11 protein-coding genes and 1 pseudogene are annotated in these 13,474 nt (G+C 70.7%); 3 read left to right on the top strand and 9 right to left on the bottom strand.

The features are described from left to right. Positions 1-27: 27 nt before the first annotated feature. Positions 28-711, bottom strand: a complete 684-nt coding sequence (locus tag O159_RS02895) for a response regulator transcription factor (protein WP_021754267.1) — start codon at positions 709-711, stop codon at positions 28-30. Next, positions 708-1,859 (bottom strand): sensor histidine kinase, encoded by a 1,152-nt coding sequence (locus O159_RS02890; protein ID WP_021754266.1) that lies wholly within the window; start codon positions 1,857-1,859, stop codon positions 708-710. The genes O159_RS02895 and O159_RS02890 overlap by 4 nt, the downstream gene beginning before the upstream one ends. A 193-nt stretch (positions 1,860-2,052) precedes the next feature. Here O159_RS02890 and phoU point away from each other — a divergent pair, with 193 nt between their 5' ends. Further along, positions 2,053-2,706 (top strand): phosphate signaling complex protein PhoU, encoded by a 654-nt coding sequence (phoU, locus tag O159_RS02885; protein ID WP_021754265.1) that lies wholly within the window; start codon positions 2,053-2,055, stop codon positions 2,704-2,706. A 107-nt stretch (positions 2,707-2,813) separates the two neighbouring features. On the opposite strand, the gene O159_RS02880 is transcribed toward phoU, so the two are convergent. Continuing rightward, complete coding sequence (locus O159_RS02880; RefSeq protein ID WP_021754264.1) at positions 2,814-3,563, bottom strand: phosphoglyceromutase; 750 nt, start codon at positions 3,561-3,563, stop codon at positions 2,814-2,816. 17 nt (positions 3,564-3,580) lie between these two features. Between O159_RS02880 and O159_RS02875 the strand changes: the two genes are divergently transcribed. Continuing rightward, entirely contained in the window at positions 3,581-4,408 is an 828-nt protein-coding gene (locus O159_RS02875) for a hypothetical protein (RefSeq protein WP_021754263.1), read from the top strand. Positions 4,409-4,436: 28 nt separating this feature from the next. On the opposite strand, the gene ygfZ is transcribed toward O159_RS02875, so the two are convergent. The 3 genes from ygfZ to O159_RS02855 form a co-directional block, all read right to left on the bottom strand. Beyond that, on the bottom strand, positions 4,437-5,570 hold the full coding sequence (gene ygfZ / locus O159_RS02870; RefSeq protein WP_021754262.1) for a CAF17-like 4Fe-4S cluster assembly/insertion protein YgfZ: 1,134 nt from the start codon (positions 5,568-5,570) through the stop codon (positions 4,437-4,439). After that, positions 5,567-6,163: a nitrobindin family protein gene (locus O159_RS02865; RefSeq protein WP_021754261.1), complete on the bottom strand. Its 597-nt coding sequence runs from the start codon at positions 6,161-6,163 to the stop codon at positions 5,567-5,569. The genes ygfZ and O159_RS02865 overlap by 4 nt, the downstream gene beginning before the upstream one ends. A 143-nt stretch (positions 6,164-6,306) precedes the next feature. Further along, complete coding sequence (locus tag O159_RS02855) at positions 6,307-6,636, bottom strand: hypothetical protein (RefSeq protein WP_021754260.1); 330 nt, start codon at positions 6,634-6,636, stop codon at positions 6,307-6,309. A gap of 89 nt (positions 6,637-6,725) precedes the next feature. Between O159_RS02855 and O159_RS02850 the strand changes: the two genes are divergently transcribed. Continuing rightward, positions 6,726-7,418, top strand: a complete 693-nt coding sequence (locus O159_RS02850; protein WP_021754259.1) for a response regulator transcription factor — start codon at positions 6,726-6,728, stop codon at positions 7,416-7,418. 240 nt (positions 7,419-7,658) lie between these two features. On the opposite strand, the pseudogene O159_RS02845 reads toward O159_RS02850, so the two are convergent. The 3 genes and pseudogenes from O159_RS02845 to O159_RS02835 form a co-directional block, all read right to left on the bottom strand. Next, a pseudogene (locus O159_RS02845) lies at positions 7,659-8,657 on the bottom strand (IS481 family transposase). A gap of 112 nt (positions 8,658-8,769) precedes the next feature. After that, positions 8,770-10,200 carry a DUF5719 family protein gene (locus O159_RS02840; protein WP_021754257.1) on the bottom strand — a complete coding sequence of 477 codons (1,431 nt, stop codon included), beginning with the start codon at positions 10,198-10,200 and terminating at the stop codon, positions 8,770-8,772. Continuing rightward, positions 10,193-13,417, bottom strand: a complete 3,225-nt coding sequence (locus O159_RS02835) for a glycosyltransferase (RefSeq protein WP_021754256.1) — start codon at positions 13,415-13,417, stop codon at positions 10,193-10,195. The genes O159_RS02840 and O159_RS02835 overlap by 8 nt, the downstream gene beginning before the upstream one ends. Between the last annotated feature and the right edge of the window lie 57 nt (positions 13,418-13,474).

The raw sequence follows: 13,474 nt of genomic DNA, 5'->3' as shown, positions 1-13,474 counted from the left end.
ACCGGCCTCCCCGCGACCGGCGAGGCCTCAGCTGTTGAAGCGATAGCCCAGTCCGCGCACGGTGACGAGCATCTGCGGGTCCGACGGGCTCTCCTCGATGCGCGAGCGGATGCGCTTGATGTGGACATCCAGCGTCTTGGTGTCGCCGAAGTAATCGCTCCCCCACACTCGGTCGATCAGCTGCCCGCGCGTGAGCACGCGCCCGGCGTTGCGCAGCAGCAGTTCGAGAAGCTCGAATTCCTTGAGCGGCATGGAGATCTCGGCGCCGTTCACCGCCACGGTATGACGGTCCACATCCATGCGGACGGTGCCGGCCTCCAGGACTCCGTCATCCTCCCGCTCCGCTTCGTCCACCCGGCGTCGCAGCACCGCCCGGATGCGCGCGAGCAGTTCGCGCGAGGAGTACGGCTTGGTCACATAGTCGTCCGCGCCGAGTTCGAGCCCGACCACGATGTCCACCTCGGAGTCCTTCGCGGTGAGCATGATGATCGGCACGCTCGAGCGCGTCCGGATCTCGCGGCACACTTCGGTGCCCGGGATGCCCGGCAGCATGAGGTCGAGCAGGACGAGGTCGGCGCCGAGGCGGTCGAACTCGGCGAGCGCGGTCGGGCCGTCCTCGGCGACGGCGACCTCATAGCCCTCGCGCTTCAGCAGGTATGCGAGTGGCTCGCTCAACGCGGCCTCATCCTCGACGAGCAGGATGCTTGTCACTGGTTCTCTCCAATCGGGGGATGGATGGCGGACGCCTCGGGCAGCCGGATGGTGAAGGTGGAGCCGCGTCCCGGCTGCGACCAGACACGCACATCGCCGCCGTGGTTCTCCACGGCGTGTTTGACGATCGACAGGCCGAGCCCGGTGCCGCCGGTGTTGCGGGAGCGGGCCTGGTCGACGCGGAAGAAGCGCTCGAACACCCGGTGGAGGTCCTCTTCCGGGATGCCCTCGCCCTGGTCGGTGACCGCGATCTCCACGACGCCGTCGAGAGCGCGCACACCGATCCCGATGCGGGAGTCGCCGGGCGAGTACTGGATCGCGTTCGAGATGAGGTTATGCACGGCGGTGACCAGCAGCGGCTCGTTGCCGAGCACCATCGCGTCTTTGTCGCCGCGCATCGCGATCTGAATCCGGCGGGACTCCGCGGCGACCTTGTTCTGATCGATCGCCGCTTTGACGACCTTCCGGGCGGACAGCTCCACGGCGTTCCCGAGCGCATCGGCCGCCTGCAACCGGCTCAGTTCGATGATGTCCTGCGTGATCCGCGCCAGCTGGGAGGCTTCCTCGCTCAGCCGCAGCGCGAACCGGCGCACCTGGCCGGGGTCGTCCGAGGCCTCGTCCAGCGCCTCCGCGAGCAATCCGACCGCGCCGATCGGCGTCTTCAGCTCGTGGCTGATGTTCGCGACGAAATCGCGGCGGACCGAATCCAGCCGGAACGACTCCGTACGGTCCTCCGCGAGCAGCAGGATGTAGCGGGAGCCCAGGCGCGCGACACGCACAGAGAGGTGGATGTTGGCCTCCCCGAACGGCCCCCGCGGCAGTTCGCACTCCTCCGTGACCGACTCCCCGGTCCGTCGCACGCGGTCGGCCAGCTCGACGAGGTGCGCATGCACGAGGGCGCCGTTCCAGACCAGGCCGATGGCGAGAGCGCCGGGCGAGACTTTGATGAGGTTGTTCGAGGGGTCCAGGACGACACCGGCCGACTCCATGGCGTCGAGCACCTGATCGACACCATCGGGCACCGACGGGCTGACCACCCGAGCCGCGTGGCTGCCGCGGCGCTCGGCGACGTGCAGTGTCCACACGAATCCAGCGCCGACGATAAGCCCCAGGCCCAGCGCGAGCAGCACCAACCAGGTGGAGTCCATACGGTCAGCGTAGGTGATACGGATCGGCGCCGAAGCACCAGAGTGTCTGCGCTCCGCGTGTTTTCGCGGGTACGTTAGACAGAGTTCAGGTGTAAGGCACCAACCGTTAACCTGGCGCGGCAAGCATGCGAAGCAGAGGCGGCAGGCCACGCATCCCGCGTGCAGGCGCACGCCCAGGAAAGGACCACACGCCATGCGCGAAGTTTTCCAGCAGGAGCTGGCCGACGTCCAGGACAGGCTGGTCGAGATCGCCGAGCTGGTCGTCAGTTCGATCCGCTACGCCACGGAGGCTTTCACCGAGTCCGACGTCTCGCTCGCCGAGGAGGTCATCGCCAACGACAACAAGATCGACGAGCTGACGGTGGTCCTGGACGAGCTCTCCATCCAGATCCTCGCTCGCCAGCAGCCGGTCGCCCGCGACCTCCGCATCGTCGTGAGCGCGCTGCGCATCTCCGCCTCGCTGGAGCGGATGGGCGACATGGCCGAGCACATCGCCCAGCTCGCCCGCTACCGCTTCCCGGACAAGGTGGTCCCGAAGTCCCTCCGCGGCACCTTCGCGGAGATGGGCCGCCTCGATGTGGCCATCGCGGAGAAGCTCGCGGAGCTGCTGCGCACCCAGGAGATCCGCCTGGCGGATGAGATCCGCAACGACGACGACGATATCGACGAACTGCACGCCAGCGTCTTCGAGAAGGTGCTCGGCGAGACCTGGAAAGGCCAGACCGTCGACACCGTGGACGCCACCCTCGCCAGCCGCTACCACGAGCGCTTCGCGGACCACGCCGTCTCCATCGCCAAGAAGGTGCAGTACCTCGCCACCGGCGACTGGACCCCCGACGCCGCCTGACCCGGCCCGTCCCCCCGCCCCATCAGGCATCGCTTCCTCACTTGTTCCGGCTTTTTCGGGGGAAAGCCGGAACAAGTGAGGAAGCGATTGATGGGGCGGGGACGGGGTCAGCTCTTGCCTTGGGCGGCGACCGCGGCAGCACCAGCGGCGGCGGCCTCCGGGTCGAGGTAGGCGGCGGGCTCGATCGGAGCGAAGGACCCATCGAGCTTGTAGACGAGCGGGATGCCGGTCGGGATGTTGAGTTCCGCGATGTCCTCGTCGGAGACGCCGTCGAGATGTTTGACGAGCGCGCGCAGCGAGTTCCCGTGGGCGGTGACGAGCACGGTCTTCCCCGCGCTGAGGCTCTTGGTGATGTCCGACTCCCAGAAAGGCAGCATCCGGGCGATGACATCCTTGAGGCACTCGGTGCGGGGCAGGTCCGCGCCGAGGTCCGCGTAGCGCGGGTCGCTCGCCTGCGACCACTCGCTGTCGTCGGCCAGCGGGGGCGGCGGCACATCGAAGGAGCGACGCCAGAGCTGGAACTGCTCGGGACCGTACTTCTCGAGCGTCTCGGCCTTGTCGAGGCCCTGCAAAGCGCCGTAGTGGCGCTCGTTGAGCCGCCAGGAGCGCACGACGGGAATCCAGAGCCGGTCGGCGACATCGAGCGCATGGTTCGCCGTCTGAATGGCGCGGGTCAGGAGGGAGGTGTACAGGATGTCGGGCGCGAGAGCCGACTCGGCCAGCAGCTCGCCGGCCCGCTTGGCCTCAGCGACGCCCTGCTCGCTGAGCCGGACATCCACCCAGCCGGTGAACAGATTCTGCTGGTTCCACTCGCTGTTGCCGTGGCGCAGAAGGATCAAAGTGTGAGGAGCGGACATGCGAATAATCTTGTCACATGGCTTCGGGCACGATCGGCACAGTGACGCGCGGCACCACCAGCACGAACCGACTGCGCCGGGTGGATCGGTGGATCGCCGCACAGCCCGCCCTGCTGCGCGCCCACGATCCGCTCGTGGTGGACCTCGGCTACGGCGCGAGCGGCGTCACCGCGCTGGAACTGCACCAGCGCCTCGCCAAGGCCCGTTCCGAGGTGGAGGTCGTGGAGGTCGTCGGCCTCGAGATCGAGCCGGGCCGGGTCCGGACGGCGGACGCGCAGCTCGCCGAGGTGCGCGCGGGCCGCACCGGCTTCGCCGCCGACGCCCGCATCCGGTTCGCCCTCGGCGGTTTCGAGGTGCCGCTGCCGGAGGGCCGCAGCGCCGCCGTGATCCGCGCGTTCAACGTCCTGCGCCAGTACGGCGAGCCGGAGGTCGCCGGAGCGTGGTCCCGGATGCTCGCCCGCCTCCAGCCCGGCGGCCTCCTCGTCGAGGGCACCTGCGATGAGGTCGGCCGCGTCGCCAGCTGGGTCGCGCTCGAGGCGGCCGGCCCGCTCTCCCTGACCGTCTCGCTGCGGCTGGCGGGCCTCGACTCCCCGGGAGTCGCCGCCGAACGCCTGCCGAAGGCGCTCATCCACCGCAACATCCCGGGTGAGCGCGTGTACGCCTTCCTGGGTGAGCTCGACCGGCTGTGGCGCGTCCACTCCCCGCTCGCCGCATACGGACCGACCCAGCGCTGGATCGCCGTGGCGCAGGGGATGCGGGAGTCCGGCTGGCCGATCCTCGGCGGACGCACGCGCTGGCGACTCGGGGAGCTGACCGTGGCGTGGGATGCGGTGCGGCCGGGGTGAGAGACTCGCCCCCGGAAGAGGTGGCGGCTCAGCCGCGCGATCTGCGCGTCACCGCTCCGAGCCGCGGCAGATGCGGCACCTGCGCCGCCGCGCCGGCCTCCGGCGGCACGACGACCTCCTGAGCAGCCGGCACCGGAGTGCCGAGCGCGTCCACCGTCAGCGTCGCCGCCGTGGGCGTGGCGCGCTTCACCACCGCGAGCGCGATCGGCCCGAGCTCGTAGTGCAGAGCGGTCGAGGTGACCGTCCCGACCGGTTTGCCGTCGAGGCTCACCTCGGCGCCCCGAGCGGGATGCACTCCCTCCGAGCCGTCCAGGTGCAGCATGACGAGGCGTCGCGGCGGGTGACCGAGGTTGTGGACCTTGGCGACCGTCTCCTGACCGCGGTAGCAGCCTTTGCTCAGATGGACCGCCGTCCGCAGCCAGTCCAGCTCGTGCGGGATGGTCCGCTCGTCCGCCTCGGTCGCGAACCGCGGACGCCAGGCCGCGATCCGCAGCGCATCGGCGGCGAGCGTCCCGGCCACGGTCAGCTCGCCCGACCCGGCCCGAGAGGCGATCGACGCCAGCGCCTCCCGCGGCACGAGCCGCTCGCTCCAGCTCCAGCCCGCGCCGGGATGATCGCCCCGCGCGTACTGGTGTCCGCCGGGCGTCACGGCGTGCCACGGATCGTGCCACACCAGCGGCACCCCGTTCGGCGCCGCGACCGGCAGCGGGGGCTCGCCGAGCGTGCCGATCGTCGCGAATGCGGCCGTCCGATCCGCGACCTCGACGCGCAGCAAGAACCGCATCGAGTCGAGCCACACGCGCAGCCCCTCCGCCTCCGGCCGGTCGACCAGCAGCCACAGCGTCTCGCCGTCTTCGATGAGCCGGACGGCGTACACGAGGCGGCCGGCGGTGTCCAGCAGCAGCGTCTCCGACGACTCTCCCGGCCGCAGGCCGGTCAGCGCCTGGCTTGTGAGCGAGTGGAGCCAGCTCAGCCGGTCGGGACCGGCGACGCTCAGCACCGAACGGTCGGAGAGGTCCACGATCGCGTCGGAGCCGACCAGGGAGCGCTGCTCGGCGAGCGGGCTCCCGTAGTGTGCGGGGACACCGGCGCCGTCAGCGCCGACGGCGCCCGGCAGACCGAGGAACGGCGAGGCCGTCATCGTGGCGCTCCCGTCGCTCATCCGGCCTTGGCGAGGCGTGCCGAGGCGTGCGTGCGCAGCTCCTGGCCGAGCGCGGCGATGTCCCAGGCCCAGAGCAAGTGGTTCTCGACGAGCCCGTACAGGCGGGTGGCGGCAGTGTACTCCTTGGCGCCCGCCGTGCGCACGACGGCATCGGTCGCCATATCGATCCGCGGACCGTTCACTCGGCCGATGTAGAGCTCGCTGACCCCGTCCGGGTGGACGATCGAGACGTCGATGTCGAAGCCGCCGTGCGAAGAACGCAACGCCTCCACCGACTGCGCCGTCCCGAACGGGTGGGGGCCGACACCCGGCAGCATCCCCGGGCCGGCGTCGCCCTCGATGAGCGTTCGGCTGAGCCGCCAATAGCCGGACTCCACGGCCAGCGGGGTGCGATCGGAGTCCAGCAGCCACGCGGTGGAGGAGTAAGAGAGGTAGTCCTGGCCGTCGTGGCTGAAGCCGATGCGCTGCCCGAACTCGCGCTCGGTGTGCTCGTCGCCGATCGCATAGTCGAGCACGCCGGTGCCCTCCCATACGCCGATGAGCCAGGAGAGCGGAACGAGTTCGGCCGGGAGGTCGGTGGGGATCTCGATCATACTCGGCGACGGTCCGCGATCAGCGCTGTCCGCGGAAGAGGTTGTAGACCACGACACCGGAGACACCCAGGATAGCGAGGGTGGCGAGGTCCAGCAGGCCGATGAAGAACAGTTCGAGAGCGACGAGCATACGCCCAGTCTACTCAGTGACCGAGCGCGGTGAGCCCGAGAATCGCGCCGGTGGCGCACAGGATGACGAAGCTACCGGTCAGCGTGGCCGCCAGCCGGTTCACGAAGCCATCCTTCTGCTGCGTCGCGAGTTGCGCGCCGAACGAGGCGAGGACGCACACGCCGAGCGCGAGCGAGAGCCAGGAGGCATCGTCTTCGGGCTCGGAGAGCGCGCCGATCAGGAGCCCGAACCCGAGCGCGAGCGCCCACACGGCCCCGACGCTGAGCACGACGGCGAACCGGGAGAGCGGCGGCGGGCCGTCCGCGGCGGGAGGGCCCGGCGGGCCGGGAGGCGTGTCGCTCATCCCCCCCATTCTGCCCGGTTCGGCGTCCGATGGCTCGCGCGGTCCTTTCGGGTAGCATGGCCGCACACACAAAGGGCGAGGAGGTACGGGTGGCGCAGCTGTTGATTCTCACCTCAACACCCGGTGCCGAGGTGCTCCCGTCGCTCGCGCTCCTCAGCCACCGCACCCGGCAGATCCCTGCCGAACCGGCCTCGCTCCTCAGCGCCCCCAGCTGCGACCTTATCTTCGTGGACGCGCGCCGCGACCTGGCGAGCGCCAAATCGCTGTGCAAGATCCTCACCACGACCGGTGTCCCGGTCCCGCTGCTGCTCGTCCTCACGGAGGGCGGGCTCACCGCCGTCAGCGCGGACTGGAGGGCGAGCGATGTCGTCCTGGACAGCGCCGGCCCCGCCGAGGTGGACGCGCGCATCCGGCTCGCGATCGGACGCCAGACCCAGGAGCGCTCCCAAACCAAGATCCAGGCCTCCGGGATCACCATCGACGAGGCCAGCTACGCGGCGAAGGCGCACGGCCGCCAGCTCGACCTGACCTTCAAGGAGTTCGAGCTTCTCCGTTTCTTCGCGACGCATCCCTCGCGGGTCTTCACCCGTGAGCAGCTCCTCAGCGAGGTGTGGGGCTACGACTACTTCGGCGGCACCCGCACGGTGGATGTGCATGTGCGGCGCCTCCGCGCAAAGCTCGGCGATCTGGAATCGCTGATCGGGACGGTGCGCAATGTGGGCTACCGGTTCAATGTGTACGACGACGACAACGACCGGCTTCCCTCCACAACCCGGCCCTGAACGGGGGTTCTCCACCGTTCGCACAGCACCGTGACGGGTGCCTCCGCTCAGTGACATGATGGGGGCATGGACGGCGAGTACACTCTGGAAAACAGCCTTCTCGAAACGGGGCTCGGCGGAAGCCTGGGCGGCGATTTCGACGACGATTTCGCGCCCTTCCTGTACGAACCGGACTCGACGCTGGCCGAGAACCGCTACCTCGACCGCGAGCTGAGCTGGCTCGCGTTCAACCAGCGCGTGCTAGCTGTGTTTCTCAGGGACGTTGGTCAATCTGCTGATGGGTGGCTGGCTGCCGATGGCGGTGTGGGGCCTGTGGTGATTGTAGGAGTGCAGCCAGGCCGGGAGTGCGTTGCGGCGGGCTGATTCGGAGTTGTAGTGCCGGGCGTATGCCCAGCCGTCGGCGAGGGTGCGGTGGAAGCGTTCGATCTTGCCGTTCGTCTGCGGATGGTAGGGCCGGGTGCGTTTCGGTTGGATGCTGAGCTCGGCGCAAGCGTCGCGCCAGGCGTATGAGCGGTATGCGGAGCCGTTGTCGGAGAGCACCTGTTCGACGGTGACGCCACGGCTGGCGAACCAGCCGACCGCTCGACGCAGAACAGCGATTGCAGTGGCGGCGGTTTCGTCGTCGTGGATCTCGGCGTAAGCGACACGGGAGTGATCGTCGATGACGGTATGAACGAACGCTGTGCCGGTGATCATGTCGCCGGTGATCCCGTGTTTCCCGGTCCGCTTCGCGGTGATGGCCTTGTTCCGCTCTCCCTGGAGACGTCCGACGTAGCGCCAGCCGCCACCGTCGGGGATGTTGCCGAGTTTCTTGATGTCGACGTGGATCATCGATCCGGGATGCTCGTGCTCGTAGCGGCGGGCGGGTTCGCCGGTGCGGACGTCGACGTGGCTGGGCCGATTGATCCGGCACCGGGAGAGGACCGTGTGAACGGTCGAGGCGGGCATGCCGAGCTGGGCGCCGATACCGACTGGTCCCAGCCGCTTCTTCCACCGCAGATGCACGACCTTGCGGACCAGTCTTCGCGGGGTCTTGTTCGGGCTGTGATGCGGCCGTGACGAACGGTCCAGCATTCCCGCCTCGCCCATCTCCACGTAACGACGAGCCCATCGGTCCGCGGTGCGTCAGGACACTCGGAAGTAGGTCGCCGCCGCAGCAACGGACCAGCCGTCGTCGACGACTTGGCGGGCCAGGCGGAGGCATTCGCGAGGAGTCAAAGCAGCATTAGCGTGGGTCACGAGGACCTCCTAAGTCATCGAGTGCAGGGAAACTAGACAGCCCCACTCTCGACCGGGAGGTCCTCACCCATCTATCGCGTCACACCTCAACCAACGTCCCTGAGCAGCACACCTAGTTCGGGTAGACCGCGATCGGCGTGGCCAGAGCTCCCGGCGGGTTGAGGGGGAACGTGCTCAACGCCCCATCGGCGGCGAAGCTCACGCTCGCCGTCAGCCCGCCGACTCCGCCGAGGGTGTACTTGCCTGCCGGAAGCACATGGTTCGCTCCGCCCTCGGCCGGAACCGTCAGCGCGATCGGAGCGCCGCTCTCGCCCTGGATGGTGACCTTCACGTCTTCCTCCCCCGGGTTCGCGAGGTGCAGCACCGGAGAGGGCCCGCCCGGAATGGCGGCGAACTGCGAGCCGTTGAGGGGCGCGGACGAGACGAACCAGGCGAAGTCGCGTGTCTTCGACCCGATGACCGAGGTCCGGGTCGCGGCCACGATCGGCACGTCGGACTGCACAGTCACGGTGTAGCTGCCGTCTTTGAGGTGGTCGAGCGGGATCTCGGCGACGCTCCCGGCCTTCACGGTCCGGGCGTACGAGCTCCCCGCCGCCGTCCCGGCCTCCCCGACCGCGCCGATGGTCAGCTTGGCGTCTTTGTCTCCCGGGACCAGGATGCGGACGACCGGGAACTCCACGCCCACGCTCTCGGCGGACTGCGCCGCCGTGACCGCAGCGATGCTCGCGATCGTCACGCCGGTCATGCGCTGGGTCCGCGACGGCTCGCCGGTGGGACCGGTCAGCTCGACGCCGCGCGGCTGGATGCCCTGCTCGAAGCTCTGCTGCAGGCTGACAGCGACCTGACCGCCCGTGGCCGTGACGTGGACGACCGGGGCAGCGGCCGAGGGGGCGAAGCCCGAGAGCGCGACGACCTTCTGCGCGCCGGCCGGAACGACGACACCGGTGGCTCCCGGCGCGTCCACCCGCCCGGTCTCGGTGTAGATCGTGAGGGCGACGTCGGCATCGACCGAGGTCGGATTCGACAGCAGCACCAGGCTCGTCTGCCCCAGGGCGGTCGAGCCGCCCACCAGCCAGGCATCGGCGGTCGGCTCGCTGCAGGACGCCGCGGCGAGCCCGGCGGTGTCCGGGGAGGAGACGGTCTGCACTTGCGCGCCGGCGAAGAGCGGCGGCGTCGTGGAACCGTCCGGTGTCGAGACGGCCACCGCCAGGGGCGCCTGCGACGACAGCTTCGTCTCGGCGTCGGGGTTCAGTCGCCGGGTCTCGGCGCCGGGGCCGTCCGTCCCGTAGGCGACAGCGGCCTCGCCGATCGCGCTCGCCTCCGTGGCCGCGCCCGCGTCGGCGGCCAGCTCGAGAGCCGGGCCGGGGCAGACGCGCTGCTGGTCGGCCGGCACGGGCCGCACGGTCTGCACGGGCACGCCGATGGCGAGCTGGGGCAGCGGGAGGAGCGTCGCACCGGCCACCGCCAACACGGCGACGCCGAGGCCGATGAGGCCGCTCGCCGTGCGCCCTCCGATGGTCGCGATCCTGCGCCGATCAGCCACGGTCGCCTCCCCGAGCGGGGCGGGTTGGGACGATGGTCTCCTCGAGTCCGGCTTCGAGCATCGTGACCGGACCGGCGGCGGCCCACGCGGCCCGGGCGTCGGAGACGAAGTCCGCCCGCCCGCCGGTGTGCGGAGCGGGGCGGAGGCTCGGCTCCGGCAGCGGGTCGACCGCAGGTTCAGGCTCCCGCGCCTCCTGCTCGGACGCAGCCCGCGCTTCGTCCTCGTCGGCGGACTCCACGACGGCCTCATCCTCGGGCTCCGCTTCCCACTCCTCCAGCGTCTCGGCGGCGATCGAGGGATCGGCCTCCGCGACCGGCTCCGGCTCATCGTCCGGCTCCACCGCATCCGGCTCATCCACGCCCGGTTGATCGCCCGGGCCGCTCGAGTGCCGGGCGATGAGCTCGGCGACCCGGTCGGCCGAGCGCACCGTGGGGATGGCCATCAGCAGTGTCGCGCCGAACACAATCCCCTGCGCCAGCAGCACGAGCAGTCGCCAGATCCCGCCCGCGTTCTCCGGGATCTGCGCTGCGGCCGGCACCGTCGAGGTCCCGCGGTCGAACGCCCACAGCCGGCCGGACGCAGTCTCGCCGACCGACGCGAGCACGGGGTTCGCGTCGATCGCGACCGCGGTGCGGCTCTGCGTCGCCTGCCCGGCCGCCGTGTCGGCGGTGGTCTGGGCGATCGCCGTTGCCGAGGGTGCCAGCAGGACGAAGTCGATCCCGAGCCTCTTGAGCTGCGGCGCCGGATCGAAGCCGCTGCGGGAGGCGAGGTTTCCGGCGAGCGTCGCCAGCTCGCGCTGTGCGCCGGTGAGCGCGAGCCGCGTGGAGCCCAGGGTCGTCTGCGCGTCGAGGGTCGCCCCCGAACCGCGCACGACGACCGCTCGGATACCGCCGTCCGGCTGCGGTGTCAGCAGCAACGTCCCTGTGCGCGGCTGCGTCGCTGCCTTCGCGGTCACGACAGCGGGCATCGTTCGCCCGTCGCTCCCGGCGACCGCGGCCTTCCCGGAGTGCAACGCCACCGGGAACGGAACGGCCACCAGCGCGAGCGTGGCGATCGCGACCCACACGGGCGCCGTCGCGCCCCGGCCGAGCGCCGACAGGCCGATGACGGCGGCGGCGATCAGCCCCAGCCAGTACAGGCTCACCGCGCTTCCCGGCCAGATGGGAATCGCCGTCGAGCCCTGCACGGCGACCTCGATGCGCAGGGCGGCCACCGCGGTCAGAAAGCCGGCGAGCGCGACGAGCAGAGCGACGGTCGCCCGCACGGTCCCGCGCAGGAACAGAGCCAGGACGGCCAGAACACCGAGCGGAGCCAGCAGGATCGGCACCAGGATGTTCGGCCCGGCAACCGGCAGACCCAGGTGTCCGGCCAGCGCGTGCCAGCCGCCGAGCGTGCCGTCGGGGAAACCGAGGGCGAGCTGCCAGGCCGGCGTCTGACGCGCGTCCACCGGGAGCCCCGGGTCCGCCAGCGCCGAGAGCCACGCTCCGCGCAAGACCTGCTGCGCCACAAGCGGCAGGAACAGCACGGCCGCAGGCAGGGGGATGAGCGCGATCCGCGCGGCGCCCCTGCCCGCGAAGACGATCGCGGCGGCCCACGCGACCAGCAGCGCCGGGATCAGCACGGGCGCGCAGGCGACCGTCGCCGCGGCGATCAGCGCCGTCGTCGCGCTGGACGCCCACGATCGCCGCGCCGCCAGCCCCGCGAAGAACAGCCACGGCAAGAGTACATGCGCCAGAACGGCTGCCGGGCGGCCGTCCAGCAGCGCGACGAGCAGCGTCGGCGCGAGCGCGTAAGCGAAAGCGCCGAAGGCCCGCAGCGTCGCGCGAGCGGTGATCCGGGCGGCGGCGAACCAGGCGCCGAGCGCGGCGAGGGGGATGGCGAGGAGGACGAGGCCGACCAGGGCCGCCGAGGGCTGCCAGAAAGTGATCGTGCCGAGGACGGCGAGAACGGCGGAGAACGGGTCGGCGGCGCCGACGAAACCGAGGTTGAGGTCACGCCAGCCGTAGCCCAGGTTCGCCCAGAGCTGGCCGACGGAGCTGCCGAGCGGGAGGAGACCGCCGCCGCTCACCGCGCCGGAGCCGATCAGCGGGAAGAAGAGGGCGATACCGACGATGAGAGCCACCAAGACCGTCCAGCCGCCGCCGGTTCCGAAGAAGTCGAGGTCCTGACGCTCGCCCTGCTGACCGACGAGCGCGGCCTCGCGTTTGAGCGCACGCATCCGCCGGATGTCGGAGAACGGGAGGCGAAGGGGGGCGACCGCCGCCCAGCCGACCGAGCGGGCGCGGGCGAGCCGGCGCCGGGCGTCGCCGACCGCCGTGCCCGAGAACGCCACGCGGAAGGCCGCGCCGAGCTCGCCGCCGACGGAGCCCGGCTCCTTGCGGAGCAGCCGGAGGAGAGAGCGCAGGATAGCGAGCGGAACCAGAGTCAGCCAGTGCAGCGGGACAGCCCAGCCGGGCGCATAGGCCATCCGCCGGTGGAGCTGCGCGCGCCGACGCTCCCCCGCGAGGCGGCGGCGGACCGTCCACTTCGGCGAGAGGTTCGGTCCGGCGATGCCGTCGCCGCGCAGGGCGACACGGGCGGGGGCGACGAGGGTCACCCGGAAGCCGGCCAGGCGGGCACGGACGCAGAAATCGAGGCCGTCGTCCACCGTGGGGAGGGCCGGGTCGAAGCCGTCCAGTCTCTCCCACACGATCCGCCGGACGAGCATCCCGGCCGAGGAGACCGCGAGCACATCGCTGAGGCGATCGTGCTGGGCCTGGTCGAGCTCGTTCTCCACGAGCGGGACGGAGGCGCCGAACGGGGTCATCGTCTCGCCGAACTCACGGATGAAGGCCGGGTCGTCGTCGTCGACGAGCTTCGGCCCGACGACCGCCACCGACGGCGAGACCTCGAGGGCGGCGAGCAGGGATCGGAGGGCCTCTGGCTCGGGGGCGGTGTCCTGGGCGATCAGCCAGAGCGTCTCGGACGCCGTGGTCGCCGGAGGGAGCACGCGGACAGCGGTCGCGACGGCCTCGCCGAACGGGATGCGTTCGGGCACGCTGAGCAGCTGGGTCGGATTCGCTTCGGTGAGCAGCCGCACGGCATCGTCCACGCTGGCGCAGTCGACGGCGATCACGGCATCCGGTTGACGGGACTGTGCCGCGATGGCGTCGAGAGTGCGCTGCAGGCGGGGCCCGCCGCTCTGGGCGACGATGATGGCGGTGACTCTCGGATACATCGGGAGTCAGCCTAAATGGGGGGTGCGCTGATCCCGGTAGCGTCTCGGGCGCGGCGC

It is taken from the genome of Leifsonia xyli subsp. cynodontis DSM 46306 (assembly GCF_000470775.1).
GTDB lineage: Bacteria > Actinomycetota > Actinomycetes > Actinomycetales > Microbacteriaceae > Leifsonia > Leifsonia cynodontis.
The sequence above is the reverse complement of the archived record's forward strand: the minus strand, read 5'-3'. Positions and strand labels throughout refer to the sequence as shown.